Origin of the sequence: [Clostridium] aminophilum DSM 10710 (assembly GCF_000711825.1) — a bacterium.
GTDB classification, from domain to species: domain Bacteria; phylum Bacillota; class Clostridia; order Lachnospirales; family Lachnospiraceae; genus Clostridium_R; species Clostridium_R aminophilum.
In genome coordinates, this window is sequence record NZ_JONJ01000025.1 from 1 (window position 1) to 18,194 (window position 18,194).

10 protein-coding genes, 1 rRNA gene and 1 pseudogene are annotated in these 18,194 nt (G+C 50.2%); 10 read left to right on the forward strand and 2 right to left on the reverse strand.

All coding sequences use genetic code 11. The features are described from left to right. Window positions 1-253, forward strand: a pseudogene (locus tag BR86_RS0113160) (group II intron reverse transcriptase/maturase); the annotation flags it as partial. Window positions 254-543: 290 nt separating this feature from the next. Here BR86_RS0113160 and BR86_RS0113165 read toward each other — a convergent pair. Then, window positions 544-1,950, reverse strand: a complete 1,407-nt coding sequence (locus BR86_RS0113165; protein WP_031474635.1) for an amidophosphoribosyltransferase — start codon at window positions 1,948-1,950, stop codon at window positions 544-546. 211 nt (window positions 1,951-2,161) lie between these two features. Between BR86_RS0113165 and recA the strand changes: the two genes are divergently transcribed. The 5 genes from recA (at window position 2,162) to BR86_RS0113190 (ending at window position 7,242) form a co-directional block, all read left to right on the forward strand. Further along, on the forward strand, window positions 2,162-3,244 hold the full coding sequence (gene recA, locus BR86_RS0113170) for a recombinase RecA (protein WP_031474637.1): 1,083 nt from the start codon (window positions 2,162-2,164) through the stop codon (window positions 3,242-3,244). A 74-nt stretch (window positions 3,245-3,318) separates the two neighbouring features. Beyond that, window positions 3,319-3,927, forward strand: a complete 609-nt coding sequence (locus BR86_RS0113175) for a regulatory protein RecX (RefSeq protein WP_031474639.1) — start codon at window positions 3,319-3,321, stop codon at window positions 3,925-3,927. 95 nt (window positions 3,928-4,022) lie between these two features. Then, the gene (gene rny, locus BR86_RS0113180) at window positions 4,023-5,570 is read left to right on the forward strand and encodes a ribonuclease Y (RefSeq protein ID WP_031474641.1); all 1,548 of its coding nucleotides are present in this window, start codon (window positions 4,023-4,025) and stop codon (window positions 5,568-5,570) included. A 260-nt stretch (window positions 5,571-5,830) separates the two neighbouring features. Beyond that, on the forward strand, window positions 5,831-6,637 hold the full coding sequence (proC, locus tag BR86_RS0113185; protein ID WP_031474643.1) for a pyrroline-5-carboxylate reductase: 807 nt from the start codon (window positions 5,831-5,833) through the stop codon (window positions 6,635-6,637). A 32-nt stretch (window positions 6,638-6,669) separates the two neighbouring features. After that, a complete protein-coding gene (locus tag BR86_RS0113190) occupies window positions 6,670-7,242 on the forward strand; it encodes an NUDIX hydrolase (RefSeq protein ID WP_031474645.1) in 573 nt (190 codons plus the stop codon). A gap of 257 nt (window positions 7,243-7,499) precedes the next feature. Here the strand turns inward: BR86_RS0113190 and BR86_RS0113195 are convergent, their stop codons facing one another. Beyond that, a complete protein-coding gene (locus BR86_RS0113195; protein ID WP_031474646.1) occupies window positions 7,500-11,786 on the reverse strand; it encodes a 2-hydroxyacyl-CoA dehydratase in 4,287 nt (1,428 codons plus the stop codon). 424 nt (window positions 11,787-12,210) lie between these two features. Here BR86_RS0113195 and BR86_RS0113205 point away from each other — a divergent pair, with 424 nt between their 5' ends. From BR86_RS0113205 to BR86_RS0113225, 4 genes are all read left to right on the forward strand, one after another. Continuing rightward, entirely contained in the window at window positions 12,211-13,095 is an 885-nt protein-coding gene (locus BR86_RS0113205; protein WP_031474648.1) for a membrane protein, read from the forward strand. 191 nt (window positions 13,096-13,286) lie between these two features. After that, entirely contained in the window at window positions 13,287-14,579 is a 1,293-nt protein-coding gene (locus BR86_RS0113210; protein ID WP_031474650.1) for a diaminopimelate decarboxylase, read from the forward strand. Between the two features lie 613 nt (window positions 14,580-15,192). Further along, complete coding sequence (locus BR86_RS0113215; protein ID WP_031474652.1) at window positions 15,193-17,175, forward strand: sodium-translocating pyrophosphatase; 1,983 nt, start codon at window positions 15,193-15,195, stop codon at window positions 17,173-17,175. 874 nt (window positions 17,176-18,049) lie between these two features. Further along, window positions 18,050-18,194 (forward strand): 16S ribosomal RNA (locus BR86_RS0113225); the annotation flags it as partial.

The following is an 18,194-nucleotide window of genomic DNA, read 5'->3' on the forward strand; positions in this document are numbered from 1 at the left end:
CAATGGATGGCTCTATCACAGAATCCGTATGTGTATATGGAAACAATGGAAGAAGCCCAAGACAAAGGTGCGAAATCTGATTAAGATGGGTGTGCCCGAGGACTTGGCGCATATGGCTGGCAACAGTCGGCGTGGATATTGGTTTACCACACATACAGTCGCAGTCAACATGGCGATGACAAAAGAAAGACTGATAAACAGTGGCTTCTATGATTTAGCCACAGCCTATCAGTCTGTGCACGTCAACTATTGAAAGCGCCGTATACCGAACGGTACGTACGGTGCTGTGAGAGGACGGGAGCTAATCACTCCCTCCTACTCAATTGGACGGTGTTCTTCCATAGAAAAGTGCTTTGCATTTCCTGTTCCGAGGGACTCCCCCATCCTGAGGGGATAGGGGAGTTGACGTGCGCTCCCCGGACTTCCCACTTTTTGTTGATTCTGTACAAAAGAAGGATTTAATACAATCGAACAGATGTTTGAAAACCGTGTTTATTGCTCTTGAATCCCGCCTTTTATCAATGATACAGTAGGGACAACGGATTATTCCCGGCCGGACCAGCAGTAGGTGCAGAGACGGCAGGAACCGATTCCGATGGATTCCTCCAGATCGTCGAGGCGCTGGAACTGAAGGGAGGTGAAGTTCAGCCTGCGGCAGATTTCATCAACCATCTCCTTGTAATTCCGGCTGTCCGGATTTGCGTAGTCGAGCAGTATCTCTTTGGAAACATTTTCACCTTCCCGTTCCCGGATGATCCGACGGGTGATCATGTCGTAATCGGAATTGGAGCGGGAGAAGTTGATGTATTTGCATCCGAACAGAAGCGGCGGACATGCCGGACGGATATGAACTTCCCTGGCACCGCGCTCATACAGAAATTCTGTGGTGTTTCGGAGCTGTGTTCCGCGGACGATGGAGTCGTCGATCATCAGGAGCCGTTTGTTGCGGATCAGTGATTCCACGGCGATCAGCTTCATGTGGGCGATCAGTTCACGCTGGCTCTGACGGGTCGGCATGAACGAGCGCGGCCAGGTCGGGGTATACTTGATGAACGGGCGCTCATACGGAATGCCGGATTCGTTGGCATATCCGACGGCATGGGCGATGCCGGAGTCCGGGACGCCCGCGACGGAATCTGCGGCGACATTGTCCCGTTTGGCCAGCATTTTTCCGCATTCATAGCGCATCTGCTCGACACTGACTCCGTCATAGGACGCACTCGGATAACCGTAATAAACCCAGAGGAAGGAACAGATCCGTTCTTTGTCCTGAGGTTTTGCGAGACACTCGTAGCCGTCCGGGGTGACAAAGTCGATTTCTCCGGGGCCCAGCTCGTGACAGGTTTCATATCCGAGATTAAAGTATGCGAAATCTTCGAAGGAGATGCAGTATCCGTCATTATTTCTGCCTAGAACAGCCGGTGTGCGGCCAAGAAGATCTCTGGCAACATAGATACCTTTTGACGTGAGAAGAAGAATTGTCATAGAACCGTCGATTTTCTGCTGTGCAAGCTGCAGGCCCTCGACGATGGAATCACCCTGATTGATGATGGATGCAGTCAGTTCGGTGGCGTTGATTTCTCCGCCGCTCATTTCGATGAACTGGACGTGGCGCCGTTCGTCCGCTTCCCGGACGAGTTCGTCTTTGTTGTTGATCTTGCCGACCGTGCAGATTGCGTAGGTTCCGAGATGAGAATGGATGAGGAGCGGCTGCGGTTCCATGTCGGAGATACATCCGATTCCGAGATTTCCTTCCAGTTCATCCAGGTCTCGGTCAAATTTACTGCGGAACGGTGTGTTTTCGATGTTGTGGATGGAACGGTGAAAACCGTCCTTTCCGTACACGGCCAATCCGCCCCTTCTGGTTCCCAGATGTGAATGATAATCTGTTCCGAAAAACAGGTCATTCGTGCAACTGCGTTTCGATACGACTCCGAAAAAGCCTCCCATAAGATATCCTTTCGTGCAAAGATATGCTGCCCGGCAAAACTGTCGGACAGTGAAACGAATTTTACGCAGATTATCATAGCACAGGATTTGGATTTGTGGGAAAGAAATTCTCTTGACAGGGGAGAGATCAGGAAGTATGATAGTCACAGAAATGAACGAATGTTCGAAAATAGAACGTTCTGAGAAGATACAGTTACGGAGGAGACCACTTATGAACAAAGATGACAAGCTGAAAGCATTGGACGCCGCGCTCACCCAGATTGAGAAAGCGTACGGTAAGGGCGCCGTGATGAAGCTCGGTGATCAGGGGGCCGGCATGGAGATCGAGACGGTTCCGACCGGATCACTCAGTCTGGATATCGCGCTCGGACTCGGCGGCGTGCCGCGCGGCAGAATTCTCGAGATTTATGGTCCGGAATCGAGTGGTAAGACCACCGTTGCTCTTCATATGGTAGCGGAAGTGCAGAAACGCGGCGGAATTGCCGGATTCATCGATGCAGAGCATGCTTTGGATCCGGTGTATGCGAGAAATATCGGTGTCGATATCGATAATCTCTATATCTCACAGCCGGACAGCGGTGAGCAGGCATTGGAGATTACCGAGACCATGGTTCGCTCCGGTGCGGTTGATATTGTTATTGTCGACTCGGTTGCCGCTCTCGTACCGAAGGCAGAGATTGACGGAGAGATGGGAGATGCCCATGTGGGACTTCAGGCCCGTCTGATGTCCCAGGCACTGCGCAAGCTGACGGCAGTGATCAGCAAGTCCAACTGTATCGTTGTATTTATCAACCAGCTTCGCGAAAAAGTCGGTGTCATGTTCGGAAATCCGGAGACGACAACCGGAGGCCGTGCGCTGAAGTTTTATTCTTCGGTTCGTATGGACGTTCGCAGAACCGAATCACTCAAGCGCGGCGGTGAGGTCATCGGAAACCATGTCCGCGTCAAGGTTGTGAAGAACAAGATTGCTCCGCCGTTCAAGGAGGCGGAATTCGATATCATGTTCGGTAAGGGAATCTCCAAAGAGGGCGATATTCTGGATCTGGCCGAGAAGAACGATATCATCAACAAGAGCGGTGCATGGTATGCGTATCTCGGAGAAAAGATCGGTCAGGGCCGTGAGAATGCCAAGGTTTATCTTCAGGAGAACCCGGATGTCTGTGACGAGATCGAACGAAAGGTTCGTGAACTGTATGGTCTGAACGGCGGCGCTTCGGCGGATGAAGCACCGGCAAAGAAGCCGGATGGCGTGGAAGACGAGGCAGTACTGAAACCGGTAAAAGAGACAAAATAAAACAGATATGAACGGCATTCCGGGGCAGTAATGCTCCGGAATGTTGTTGTATATAAAAAGCAGAGGAATGGAAAATGTATTTGGTGGATAAGACAGAACCGCTGGATTCACGGCGAACCAGGATCTGGCTGGACGGTGAGGCGGCGTTTGCGTTATATAACGGCGAGATGCGCCGGCTCCATGTAAAAGAGGGGGAGGAACTCAGCGCGGAGACCTATGAAACGGTGATGACAGAGATTCTGCCGAAAAGAGCGAGAGAACGCGCACTGTACTATCTGAAATCACAGGCCCGGACGGAGCGGGAAGTATGGTCGAAACTGAGACAGGGAATGTATCCGGATTCGGTTATTCAGGATACGGTTATATTCCTGAAGCGATACCACTATATCGACGATGCAGAGTATGCACGGAATTACATTGAAACAGCCGGATGCCGAAAGAGCCGGAGAGAGATCGAACAGAGGCTGCGGATCAAGGGCATAGAGAGTGATATCATTCGGGATGTTTTTGACGAGACTGCGCCTCCGACAGGAGAAACATTGAAAAGAATTCTTAAGAAAAGGCATTATTCGGCGGAAGCTTCGGAGGAGGAAACCCGTAAAACGATCGGTTACCTGATGCGCCGCGGATTTGGATACGAGGAGATTCGTCGGGCTATGGTTGAAATGCATAATGATGCATGATTGATGATTTCAATTCTTGACATAATGTTGTAAAGAGATTAAAATTATTTATGTTGTATTTTTGTACAATGAAAACTGAATAAGGAGGTGCTCCTGTGTCACAGATAGTAGTAATAGTGCTTATTACAGCTGTAGTTGTAGCTGCTATTACCTGGGTGATTTCCGGAGAGATTCGCAAGAGAAATTATGATGCGAAGATCGGAAGTGCGGAACAGAAATCCCGGGAGATAATAGATGAAGCATTAAAAGTTGCAGAGACTAAGAAGCGAGAAGCTCTCCTGGAGGCGAAGGAAGAGTCTTTAAAGACTAAGAATGAGCTGGAAAAAGAAACAAAAGAAAGAAGAGCTGAGCTTCAACGCTATGAGCGACGCGTACTGAGCAAAGAAGAGAACCTTGACAAGAAGTCCGAAATCCTCGAGAGAAGAGAGCAGAGCATCAACAGCAGGGAGGAGTCTCTGAAGAAGAGAACTGCGGAAGTGGAGGAAATCCAGCAGAAGCAGCGTGAAGAACTGGAGCGAATCTCCGGACTCACATCCGAACAGGCAAAGGAATACCTGCTGAAGATCGTTGAGGAGGATGTCAAGCACGACACCGCGAAGATGGTTCGTGATCTTGAGACCCAGGCAAAGGAAGAGGCCGACAAGAAAGCGAAGGATATCGTTGTGACCGCCATTCAGAGATGTGCGGCGGATCACGTGGCGGAATCCACCGTTTCCGTTGTTCAGCTTCCGAATGATGAGATGAAGGGCCGTATCATCGGGCGTGAGGGAAGAAATATCCGCACGCTGGAGACGATGACCGGTGTCGAACTGATCATCGATGATACACCGGAGGCAGTGGTTCTCTCAAGCTTTGATCCGGTTCGCCGTGAGGTTGCGAGAATTGCACTGGAAAGACTGATCGTCGATGGCCGTATTCATCCGGCCAGAATCGAGGAGATGGTTGAAAAGGCGCGCAGAGAAGTGGAGACCAAGATGGTTCAGGACGGCGAAGACGCTCTGATCCAGGCCGGCGTACACGGAATTCATCCGGAGCTGATCAAACTTCTCGGAAAGATGAGATATCGTACAAGCTACGGACAGAACGCGCTGATGCATTCGATCGAGGTTGCTCAGATCGCAGGTCTTCTTGCAGCAGAAGTCGGATGTGACGTGAGACTGGCAAAGAGAGCCGGACTCCTGCATGATATCGGTAAATCGATTGACCATGAACAGGAAGGAACACATGTGGAACTCGGTGTTGCACTCTGCAGAAAGTATAAAGAATCTGCAACAGTGATCAACGCGGTTGAGTCTCACCATGGTGATGTGGAACCGCAGAGTCTGATTGCGGTACTGGTTGCTGCGGCGGATACCATTTCCGCGGCAAGACCTGGCGCAAGACGCGAGCAGGTTGAGACGTACACCACTCGTCTGAAGAAACTGGAGGATATTGCAAACTCTTATAAGGGAGTTGACAAGTCCTTTGCAATTCAGGCGGGCCGTGAGATCCGTATCATGGTTGTTCCGGAACAGGTCAGTGATGACGATATGGTTCTTCTCGCTCGGGATATCTCGAAGCGGATTCAGGAAGAACTGCAGTATCCGGGTCAGATCAAGGTAAATGTGATCCGCGAGTCAAGAGTCACAGAATACGCAAAATAATTATCCGTCAGGAAGCCAAGCCCCATGGACCGAGAGGTCTGTGGGGCTATTTTATTTCATAGGAAATTTCTCCGAAATTCCCTATGAAATATGATCAATGCAGAAAACCATGAACAGTGTTGTTTTTTGGGGCTGAATGGGGGTATTATAGGACATAGTGTTGGATTTCTGTGATTTTTCGAGAACAAACCGTATAATCGAGCAAAAAGGAATCAAGCGCTTAAGGAAAAACAGGGATGAAAGGGAAGAAGGAGGAACGGATGTATCACGTAGGATTTATCGGAATGGGCAATATGGGCACCGCAATTCTGAAAGGACTTTTGAAAACATACCGTCCGGAACAACTGGCATTCACACAGCCGACCGAGGCGAAGGGAAAGAAAACCGAAGCGGAAACGGGAGTAAAATATGTGGCATCCAATGCCGAGCTCGCAGAAACTTCGGAAATCCTTGTTCTTGCGGTAAAGCCGCAGTTTTATAACAGCGTTCTTCCGGAGATCGGAGAAGTCCTTGCAAAAGATGCGATCGTGATCTCGCTGGCGCCGGGTGTGACGATCGATACGATTCATGAAAAGCTGGGACAAAAGGGGCGCATTGTCCGCTGTATGCCGAACACACCGGCCATGATCGGAGAGGGAATGACCGGTGTTTCCTATGACGAGTCGCAGTTTTCGGAGGAAGAGAAAAAGAATATCCGGGATATTTTCGAGTCCTTCGGAGAAATGGAACTGGTTCCGGAGCATCTGATGGATGTGGTGACCTGTCTGAGCGGAAGTTCCCCTGCGTATGTGTATATGTTTATTGAGGCTCTGGCGGATGCCGGCGTAAAGCACGGTATGCCGCGGGCAGCTGCGTATAAGTTTGCGGCGAAAGCGGTTGCCGGAAGCGCGGAGATGGTTCTGAAGACCGGAAAACATCCGGCGGAGTTGAAGGACAATGTATGCTCTCCGGGCGGAACCACCATTGCCGGTGTGGCAGCGCTGGAAGAGTACGGCCTTAGAAATGCAGTGATCAAGGCCTCGGATGCCTGCTATGATGTCTGCACGGCGATGAAATCAAAAAAGTGACCGCCAAAAGCGGACAGAAGAGGAAGAAGAAAATGGATAAAGCAGATAGGAATAAGGAAGAGAATTACGGCCTTGAGCGCGTGGAACTTTTAAATCGTGAATTAAAATACACCGGTTCGGTGCTTCATGTCTATGAAGATACCGTTAAGGTCATGGGACATGAGGCAAAATGGGATTTTATTCATCATATCGGCGCGGCTGCAATCGTTCCGGTACTGGAGGACGGAAGGATCGTGATGGTTCGGCAGTTTCGCCATGCACTGGACCGCTTTACGCTGGAAATTCCGGCCGGAAAGAGAGATTACGAAGGGGAACCGCTGTTGGACTGCGCGCTTCGTGAACTCCATGAAGAGGCCGGCTTTGTGGGATCGGAAGCGGAATATCTGATGACGGTGAATACGACGGTTGCATTCTGCGATGAAGAGATCGGGATTTACGTTTGCCGGAATCTGAAAAAAGCAGAGCAGAATCTGGATCCGGATGAGGAGATCAACATTGAACTCTGGGAACTGGAAGATCTGAAACAGAAGATCTTTGCCGGTGAGATGACGGACGGAAAGACCGTCGCTGCGATCCTTGCGTATGACGCAAAATACTGTCGTTGAGAACAATAGAAAATAATAGAGAATAATAGTAGGACCCCCTGCCCGTTTCCGTGTAATCGCTGAAATGAGCAGGGGGTCTTGTCATGTCCGGAGCTGCATTTATACGTTCAGGCTCGCAGGATCGGCATCATTTTTTGTAAAATGACCCCCCCGGCATTTGGATGCCGGGGGGTATGGAGAATATTTGTTTGAATACGCGCCTCTGCGGATACCTGAGCGCTAAGCTTGTAATCTTCGATATAAAAAAACTGAGGCAATCAGGAGATTACACTTTGCTCCTTTTCCTGGATCCGTTTGTTGGCAACGGCAAGCATCAGCTTGATGCGGTTTAACTGATTGACTTCACTGGCACCGGCGTCGTAGTCGATGGCAATGATGTTGGCTTCCGGATTGGTCCGGCGCAGCTCCTTGATAACGCCTTTTCCGACAATATGGTTCGGAAGGCATCCAAACGGCTGAGTGCAGATGATGTTTTTGGTTCCGCTGTGGATCAGCTCCAGCATTTCTCCGGTCAGGAACCAGCCCTCACCGGTCTGATTGCCGAGAGAAACATATTTCTGAGCCATTGATGCGAGCGTTTCAATCCGTGTCGGCGGAGTAAAATGACGGCTCATCTCAAATTCACGGCGCGCCGTGCGTCGGAGATATTCCAGAACGGAGATAACCATGTTGGAGAGCGTCGCAGTGGTTTTCCGGAAACCGAGATTTTCTGCTTTGAAATTCGTGTTGTAGAAGCAGTACAGCAGGAAATCAAGGAGATCCGGCATGACGGCCTCAGCGCCTTCGGATTCCAGAAGGTCAACCACGTGGTTGTTGGCGAGCGGCGAGAATTTCACCAGAATCTCACCGACGATGCCGACCTTCGGCTTTATGGTATGCAGGCGGGGAAGTGCGTCAAAATCGCGGATGATGCCGCGGATATTGCGGTTAAACTCGCCCATGGAAGCACCCTTCTTTGCAAGAGAACGGATGCAGACTTCTTTCCACTTTTCGTGAAGCTTTTCGGCAGCCCCGTGCTCGGCCTCATACGGCCGCGTTGCATAGAGACAGCGCATGAAAACGTCACCGTATACCAGTGCCTGCATGCTCTTCATGACCAGCGGAAGAGTGAGTTTAAAGCCCGGATTCTTTTCCATGCCGTTCGCGTTCAGGGAGATGACCGGAATGTCCTGCATGCCGGCATTTTCCAGAGCGCGGCGGATAAAGCCGATGTAGTTGGACGCGCGGCACCCTCCGCCGGTCTGGCTCATAATGACGGCAGTCCGCTTCAGATCGTATTTGCCGGAGAGGAGAGCCTTCATGATCTGTCCGACGACAATGGTGGACGGATAGCAGGCGTCGTTGTTTACGTATTTCAGACCCTCGTCAATGATCTGACGGCCTTCCTCTGTACGTCCGTATTTCAGGATGACGAGGTTGATGCCGCAACTGCGAACCGCCGGCTCGATCAGGTCAAAGTGAATCGGCGACAGCTCCGGACACAGAATGGTGTAGTTGTCCTTCTGCATTTTCTTTGTGAACAGCACGCGGTTATAGGAAGAATCCTCCACCGGGTGAGAGTATTTCTTCATTTCACGGATCCGGATCGCGGCGATCAGGGAGCGGACACGAATGCGGGCCGCACCGAGGTTGTTGACCTCGTCAATCTTGAGAACCGTGTAAATTCTGCCGGATGTAGTGAGAATGTCACTGCACTGGTTGGTTGTGACCGCATCCAGACCGCATCCGAAGGAGTTTAACTGGATCAGCTCCAGCATCGGCTGGGTTTTGACGAACGAAGCAGCCCGGTACAGTCTGGAGTGGTACATCCACTGGTCGGTCACGATCAGCGGCCGGTCGACATTTCCCAGATGGGAAATGGAGTCTTCCGTGAGGACTGCAAACCCGTAGGAAGTAATCAGCTCCGGAATGCCGTGGTTGATCTCCGGGTCGATATGGTACGGACGTCCGGCGAGAACGATGCCGTGGCGGCCGTGTTCTTTCATCCAGCGGAGAGCGTCTTCACCGGCCTTCTCCATGTCCCGGCGGGAGCGGAGAAGCTCTTTCCAGGCCTTGCGCGCGGCAGCACGGACCTCTGCTTTGGTGTGATGGTAATCCGAACCGTCGTTTCCGGTAAAGATTTCCACCAGACGGTTGGAAGCCACTTCCTCGCTGGTAAATGCGATAAACGGATTCTCAAAACGGATCTGGTTTTCTTCCAGCGATTCCATATTGTTTTTGACGTTCTCCGCATATGAGGTTACCATCGGGCAGTTGTAGTGGTTGCCGGCATCCGGTGTCTCATTTCGCTCGTACGGAACGCACGGGTAGAAAATGTGTCGGATGCCCTGCTTGATCAGCCATTCGATGTGGCCGTGCACCATTTTTGCCGGATAACACTCGGATTCGCTCGGAATGGTCTCAATGCCGAGTTCGTAGAGCTTTCGGGTCGACTGCGGGGATACAATCACGCGGTATCCGAGCTCACGGAAGAAAACAGCCCAGAACGGGAAGTTTTCAAACATATTCAGAACGCGCGGAATGCCGATGACGCCGTTTTGGGCCTCATCTTCCGGGAGCGGAGTGTACGCATCGAACATGCGCTGCATTTTGAATTTGAACAGGTTCGGCACATTTTCGCTTGTTTTGCGGATGCCGAGACCACGCTCACAGCGGTTTCCGGATACGAACTGACGGCCGCCGTCAAAACGGTTGATGGTCAGAACACAGTGGTTGGTGCAACCCTGACATCTCGCCATGTTGGTCTGATAGGAGAGATTCAGAATCTGATCGATCGGAAGCATGGTGGTGCCTTTTTCGGCATCGTAGCGCTCCCGCGCAATCAGAGCGGCGCCGTAGGCGCCCATGATGCCGGCGATGTCCGGACGAACCGCGTCCACTCCGGAGATCTTTTCAAAACTGCGGAGAACCGCATCGTTGTAGAAGGTACCTCCCTGAACGACGACATGTTTTCCCAGATCCTCCGGGCTGGTGATCTTGATGACTTTAAAGAGTGCGTTCCGGATGACCGAGTAGGCAAGTCCCGCGGAGATATCGCCGACTTCCGCGCCCTCTTTCTGCGCCTGCTTTACGTTGGAGTTCATAAATACAGTGCAGCGGGTTCCGAGATCCGTAGGGTTCTGCGCAAACAAGGCGATTTTTGCAAAATCCGCAACGCCGTAGCCGAGCGATTTGGCGAAAGTCTCGATAAAGGAACCGCATCCGGAGGAGCAGGCCTCATTCAGCTGGACGCTGTCGACCGTTCCATCCTTAATCTTGATGCATTTCATATCCTGACCGCCGATGTCGAGGATACAGTCGACATCCGGTTCAAATGCGGCAGCGGCGTAGTAGTGGGCAATGGTCTCAACTTCGCCCTCATCCAGCATAAATGCGGATTTGAGGAGTGCCTCACCGTATCCGGTGGAACAGGAAAAGGCAATCTCCGCATCTTCCGGCATAATTTCGGAAATCTCTTTCATCGCGGAAATGGCGGTTGCGAGCGGACTTCCGCTGTTGTTGCTGTAGAAATTGTAGAGGAGGGTTCCGTCCTCGCCGACCAGGGCAAGCTTTGTGGTCGTCGAACCGGCATCGATGCCGAGGAAACATTTCCCGTGATAGTCGCGGAGATCTTTCTTCGGGACCGTGTGACGGGCATGGTGACTGCGGAACGAGTCATATTCCGCCTGATCCCGGAACAGCGGTTCCATTCGCTGAATCTCCGTTTCCATGCGGACGCCGTCGGAAAGACGGGAGATCAGATCGCGGATGGCAACCGGCTCATTTTTCTCATCGGCACTCATGGCGGAACCGAGAGCGGCGAACAGGTGAGAATGGTCCGGTGCGATGATCTGGGATTCACCGAGATTCAGCGTGCGGATAAAGGCATTGCGAAGTTCCGGCATGAAGTGCAGAGGACCGCCGAGAAATGCGACATTTCCGCGGATCGGTTTACCCTGCGCAAGACCGGAGATGGTCTGGTTTACCACCGCCTGGAAAATGGATTCCGCCAAGTCTTCCTTGGTCGCGCCTTCGTTGATCAGCGGCTGAATGTCGGATTTTGCGAACACACCGCATCTTGCCGCAATCGGATAGATCATTTTATAATTTTTGGCATACTCATTCAGACCGGCGGCGTCTGTCTGCAGCAGTGACGCCATCTGATCGATGAAGGATCCGGTACCGCCGGCGCACAGACCGTTCATGCGCTGGTCAATACCGCCGGTAAAATAAATGATTTTTGCGTCTTCTCCGCCGAGCTCGATCGCCACGTCGGTCTGCGGTGCATAATCCTTTAAGGATGCTGCGACCGCGACAACTTCCTGCGTGAACGGGATGTTCAGATGATTGGAGAGAGCAAGACCGCCGGAGCCGGTGATGACCGGGCGGACAGAGATCTCCCCGAGCCGGTTTTTGGCTTCACACAGTAGATCTGCGAGCGTTCCCTGGATGTCTGCAAAGTGGCGCTTATAATCGGAAAACAGAAGAGAGTTCTTCTCATCGATGATCGTGATTTTTACAGTTGTAGATCCGATATCGATACCGAGCCGTTTCACTGAATTCATGGCTATGGCCTGAAGGCCGATCCCCCCTTTGATGTAATGAATGATCCATTTCTATATATATGCGAGACAAACCAGACCGGATAGGCAGTGGTTCGCTGCTCACATAAATGAAAAAAATGAATACAAAATAGAAATTTAGATATAAAACCGTCATATACTCTATCACAATCGTAACGTAAAAACAATTTTCTGCACCGTTAAGAAAGTGATAAAGTGATAGACAGGAAGGTATATGGGAGGTTCCCGAAAAAAAGATTCCGGGAAATCTTTTGCAGAGGGGAATTCCGGAGACGGGAAAGCATTTGACAAGGAGATACAGTCTCTTCTATAATGTATCGCAAATGCGAAAAAAATCCCGAAATGACAGCATTTTTGAAGAATGCTGATTCGCAGAATAACAATATATATGGAAGGAATGATTACTATGAATTTTCTGAACCGTCTGGAACGGAAGATAGGAAGGTATGCAATTCCGAATCTGATGTACTATGTCGTGCTGATGTATCTGCTCGGCGTGATTCTGAGTTTTGTCAATCCGTATTTTTATTACGAGTACCTTTGCCTGAATGTGGGAGCGATTCTTCAGGGCGAAATATGGCGTGTGATCACATTTCTGATCTGCCCGCCGTCGGCCGGCCTGCTGTTTAATCTCCTGATGATGTACCTTTATTATTCGCTTGGCACAACGCTGGAGAGAACCTGGGGGACTTTCCGGTTTAATGTCTATTTCCTGATGGGAATCCTGGGACATATCGCGGCGGCGTTTGTGATTTATGCGCTGTTTGGCGTATCGGTTCCGCTGACGACGTACTATCTGAATGAGTCACTGTTCCTTGCGTTTGCTGCGACATTTCCGGAAATGGTATTTAATTTCTTCGGAATTATTCCGATCAAGGCAAAATGGTTCGGCATTGTGATCGGTGTGCAGTTCCTGTACCATTTCGTGACCGGCGGGATGATCAACCGGATTGCCATCGGAATGTCACTTCTGAACTTTGTGATCTTCTTCCTGATGAGCCGGGATTTCAACCGGTTTTCACCGTCGGAGATCGCCAGAAGAAATCAATATCAGAGAGCGGTCAGACAGAGCCGGGAACTCCACAAGCCGGCGAAGGCGGATATTGTCCGCATGAGACCGCGGTCAGAGGGACCCCTGCATCGATGTGAAGTGTGCGGACGGACGGAAAAGGACGATCCGTCTTTAGAATTCCGCTATTGTTCGAAATGTGCCGGCAGCAGGGAGTACTGCATGGACCATCTGTACACCCATGAGCATGTAACCGTGGAAAACGGAGAAAACAAAGGATAATGGATCCGGTAACAAAGGGTTTCTTTCTAAATTAATATAGAATATACACGATAATCAGACGGTCATTCCGGAGCGGCGCGTCATCTGCGTCCTGAGATACCGACCGGATCGAAAAACGGAGTATCCGGTATTAATTGCGAGAAATCTGTTTACATCATAGAAAGCTACAACATAAAAGCAGGAGGACCAACATGGATAAGAAACCGTTTGTAACCAGAGAACAGCTTGAAAAGATCCGCGAACAATACCCGACACCGTTCTATCTTTACGACGAAAAAGGACTTCGCGACAACGCTGAACGTGTCAAACGTGCGTTTTCCTGGAATAAGGGCTTTCGTGAGTATTTCGCCGTAAAGGCGACACCGAATCCGTCGATTGTAAAGATCCTCGGGGAGTACGGATGCGGAGTGGACTGTTCTTCCTTGACCGAGCTGATGATGGCAAAGGCACTTGGATACCGGGATGACAGAATCATGTTCTCGTCCAACGATACCCCGGAGGGAGAGTTCCGTTATGTTCACGAGATGGGCGGCATCATCAATCTGGATGACATTACTCTGATTGATTGCCTGGAAAAGGAACTCGGAGAGATTCCGAAGACGATCAGTTGCCGCTTCAATCCGGGCGGTCTTTTCAAGGTGAGCAACGACATCATGGACAATCCGGGGGACTCCAAGTATGGAATGACGCAAGAGCAGCTGTTTGAGGCGTTCCGTATTCTGAAGGAAAAGGGAGCGGAGCATTTTGGAATTCATGCGTTCCTTGCCAGCAACACGGTAACGGACGAGTATTATCCGATGCTGGCCGGAATCCTCTTCAAACTGGCAGTCAAACTTCAGAAAGAGACCGGCGCACATGTGGAGTTTATCAATCTGTCCGGTGGTGTGGGCATCCCCTATCGTCCGGATCAGACGCCGAATGATATTTTTGCCATCGGTGAAGGAGTCCGCAAAGTATACGAGGATATTCTGGTTCCGGCCGGCATGGGCGATGTTTCGATCTATACGGAGATGGGCCGGTATATGGCCGGACCGTACGGAGCACTTGTCACAACAGCGATCCACGAGAAACACATCTATAAGGAGTACATCGGCGTTGATGCCTGTGCCGTCAATCTGATGCGTCCGGCGATGTATGGCGCGTACCATCACATCACCGTTATGGGAAAAGAGGATCTTCCGTGTGATCACAAGTATGATGTGACAGGTAGCCTCTGCGAGAACAACGATAAATTTGCAATCGACCGTATGCTGCCGAAGATTGACCGGGGGGATATCCTGTTCATTCACGATGCGGGAGCTCACGGATTCTCCATGGGCTATAACTACAACGGAAAACTGAAATCCGCGGAGCTTCTTCTGAAGACGGACGGATCGGTGGAAATGATCCGTCGTGCAGAGACTCCAAGAGATTACTATTCAACCTTTGATTTCAGCCATGAATTCGATCAGGTTCTGGAAGAGTGGGAGAAGAGAAAACGATAAGCATCGGAGAAACATTAATTTTTTCTTCATGATTTATTATGTGCTCCTTCAATCTTTTTCGGAGAGGGTATGATATACTTGAATCAAGAAAAAAACAATTTTTTCAAAAAAGAAAATTCCTGATTACTATTTTAATACACACTTCGAAAATCCTGAGAAAGAGGCTCCGCGGAAGCGGAGCCTCTTTCTTTGATGGAGCACTTAGCGACGCATAGTTCACCTGGCAGCTATGCCGCTTTCGTGAAATGGCGTGCGGAGGCAGATCTTTTTGAGCGGAGTAGCGTACTGTGGAAAACTACCTGACGAGGTTTTTTCGAGCCGGGTAGCTTAGCTTAGGTGTGGAAATTTCGCCGAAACTCCCTTTGTTATCCAAAATATTATGATTTGAGATTGTGTAATTTTATGGAAATTTTAAAAAAACTTTGTAACTTAATTAACGATGCGCGTGATTTTCTTGCGTAATATACAAATCTGGGGTAAAATACTTTTCTGCGAGTGGTCGTTATTTATGAAAAGATTCTATTGCGTTCGACGGATGGGGAGCTGAAGAAAGTTGATGTATTTTTTCTAAGGAGTCAGACTCGCAAAATTTAAAACAAATGGAGGGTAAAAAATGGTTAACACACTAATGATCGTTCCGGTCCTCGGAGTGGTTGCATTGCTTTTTGCGGCATACCAGTCATCCAGAGTCTCCGCATTGGATTCGGGCAACGATCGCATGAAGGAGATTGCTCAGGCCATCAGCGAAGGCGCACATGCGTTCCTGTTTTCTGAGTATAAGATCCTGGTTATCTTTGTTGCGATCCTTTTTGTACTGATCGGCATCGGTATCGGAAGCTGGGTGACCGCGATCTGTTTTGTTTTCGGCGCGGCATTTTCCACTCTTGCCGGATACTTCGGTATGTCGGTTGCGGTTAAAGCGAATGTCAGAACAACCAATGCGGCAATGACTCATGGCATGAACAAAGCTCTGTCTACCGCATTTGCCGGCGGTTCGGTTATGGGAATGTGCGTTGCGGGATTCGGCGTTCTGGGAGTAAGTGTCATTTACCTCGTAACGGGAAATGTTGACGTTCTCTCCGGTTTCAGCCTTGGCGCATCTTCGATCGCACTGTTTGCCCGTGTCGGCGGCGGTATCTACACAAAGGCTGCGGATGTCGGCGCGGACCTTGTCGGAAAGGTTGAGGCGGGAATTCCGGAGGATGACCCGAGAAACCCTGCGGTTATCGCAGATAATGTCGGTGACAATGTCGGCGATGTAGCCGGAATGGGCGCGGATCTCTTTGAGTCTTATGTCGGAGCGCTGGTATCCGCACTGACACTCGGCATTGTATATTTTAGCGCACCCGGAGCACTGTACCCGCTGTTTATCGCTGCGTTTGGTCTGGCTGCCTGCATCATCGGATGCTTCTTTGTAAGAGGAGATGAAAAGTCCGATCCGCATAAGGCACTGAATACCGGTACTTATGTTGCAAGTGCCGTTGTACTGATCGTTGCGGTGGTATTCGGCAAAATGCTGTTTGGCGGCTTTAATCAGACGATTGCCGTGGCAGCAGGTCTTGCGGTTGGTCTGATGATCGGCCGGATTACCGAGTATTATACTTCCGGTGATTACAGCCCGGTTCAGGAGATCGCGCGTCAGTCTGAGACCGGAGCGGGAACAACGCTGATTTCCGGTCTTGCAGTCGGCATGAAGTCTGCTGCGGTTCCGATTCTTCTGATCTGTGTCGGAATCTTTGTATCTTATGCGTGCTCCGGACTTTACGGTATCGCTCTCGCAGCAGTTGGAATGCTTTCCACAACCGGTATTACGGTTGCGGTTGATGCGTATGGTCCGATTGCAGACAATGCCGGCGGTATCGCAGAAATGTCGGAACTGGATGAGAGCGTAAGAGAGATCACGGATAAGCTTGACGCAGTAGGTAATACAACTGCAGCAATGGGTAAAGGATTTGCGATCGGCTCCGCTGCTCTGACAGCGCTTGCTCTGTTTGTTTCCTATGCGGAAGCGGTAAAACTGGATAAGATCGATATTCTGGATCATAAAGTTATCATCGGTATTCTGATCGGCGGTATGCTTCCGTTCCTGTTCTCTGCATTTACCATGGAGTCGGTATCAAAGGCTGCATACCAGATGATTGAGGAAGTGCGCAGACAGTTCCATACAATTCCGGGAATCATGGAAGGAACCGGAAGACCGGACTACAAGTCCTGCGTTGCCATTTCCACACAGGCAGCTCTGAAAGAGATGCTCGTTCCGGGTATTATGGCAGTAGTATCACCGCTGGCAGTCGGCATCATCCTTGGCCCGGCATCCCTCGGCGGACTTCTGGCAGGATCTCTGGTTACCGGCGTCATGCTGGCGATCTTTATGTCCAATGCCGGCGGCGCATGGGATAACGCAAAGAAATATATTGAAGACGGCAATCACGGCGGAAAGGGCAGTGAAGCACATAAGGCGGCTGTTGTCGGCGATACGGTCGGCGATCCGTTTAAGGATACATCCGGTCCGGCTCTGAACATTCTGATCAAGCTGATGACCGTCGTATCCCTTGTATTCGCTCCGCTGTTTATGTCGATCGGCGGAATGATCTGATCGGGAGAGCCGGTTAGATATCTTATGGTGTGCCATGATTGGAAGATCCCATGGTGAGACCTGGCCGAATGATCCCATAGTGAGACCTGATCGGAAGATCCCATGGTGAGACCTGGTCGAATGATCCCATGGTGAGACCTGGTCGAATGATCCCATGGTGAGACCTGGTCGAATGATCCTATGGTGAACCATGATTGGAAAATCCCATGAGTGAACTGATTGGATGATCAGATTGAATGGGGATAGACCAATGAAACAGAAGGGGCCTCTCTGTGCAAAGCAGGGGGGCCTTTTTGTGTCAGCGGAAATATCTTCATTGTTTCTGTGAACCAAAGGCTCTGCGGGATGCGAAAGCGGAGCGATCGGAGTCATTCTGCGGAGGATGGGCGTCATCCTACGGAAACCGGCGCGCCGTAAAAGCCGGGGGGAAGCCCTTCAGAAATTTTTTGGCGGCTGAAGGGAACAAAGTCCGCTTACATACACTGTTCAATGGGAATCTCTCTGAAATCTTTTTCAAAAAGAAAACGGAGTACGGATAATGATTAAAAAAAGTGCTTGACGTGATATGGTAAATGCGGTATCATACAGAAGCTGTCGCAAAACAGTAAGGACTGCTTCAAGAAAGCAGAGGATTTCAAAAAAAGAAATCAAAAATTCCTGTTGACACAGACAACTCACTGTGATATATTAAATGAGCTGTCGACGAGACGGCAAGAACATTGAAAACTGAACAGTATATAAAACCCTGAAAATTCCAAGAACAAAGGCCGATAAGGTAGAGGCCTGAAGTTCGAGAGATTTTCAAGAACAAAACCTTAAACAGTAATAACGGTTAAGAATAAGCCAAGCTTAAGTCTAAACCGGATCAAACTTTTAACGAGAGAGTTCGATCCTGGCTCAGGATGAACGCTGGCGGCGTGCCTAACACATGCAAGTCGAACGGAAATTACAGAAGGAAGTTTTCGGATGGAATTTTGTAATTTTAGTGGCGGACGGGTGAGTAACACGTGGGTAACCTG

Excerpts from the sequence above, each read along its gene's own strand:
- BR86_RS0113165 (WP_031474635.1), bottom strand. The coding sequence starts at position 1,950 with ATGGGAGGCTTTTTCGGAGTCGTATCGAAACGCAGTTGCACGAATGAC.
- recA (WP_031474637.1), top strand. The coding sequence starts at position 2,162 with ATGAACAAAGATGACAAGCTGAAAGCATTGGACGCCGCGCTCACCCAG.
- BR86_RS0113175 (WP_031474639.1), top strand. The coding sequence starts at position 3,319 with ATGTATTTGGTGGATAAGACAGAACCGCTGGATTCACGGCGAACCAGG.
- proC (WP_031474643.1), top strand. The coding sequence starts at position 5,831 with ATGTATCACGTAGGATTTATCGGAATGGGCAATATGGGCACCGCAATT.
- BR86_RS0113190 (WP_031474645.1), top strand. The coding sequence starts at position 6,670 with ATGGATAAAGCAGATAGGAATAAGGAAGAGAATTACGGCCTTGAGCGC.
- BR86_RS0113195 (WP_031474646.1), bottom strand. The coding sequence starts at position 11,786 with ATGAATTCAGTGAAACGGCTCGGTATCGATATCGGATCTACAACTGTA.
- BR86_RS0113205 (WP_031474648.1), top strand. The coding sequence starts at position 12,211 with ATGAATTTTCTGAACCGTCTGGAACGGAAGATAGGAAGGTATGCAATT.
- BR86_RS0113210 (WP_031474650.1), top strand. The coding sequence starts at position 13,287 with ATGGATAAGAAACCGTTTGTAACCAGAGAACAGCTTGAAAAGATCCGC.
- BR86_RS0113215 (WP_031474652.1), top strand. The coding sequence starts at position 15,193 with ATGGTTAACACACTAATGATCGTTCCGGTCCTCGGAGTGGTTGCATTG.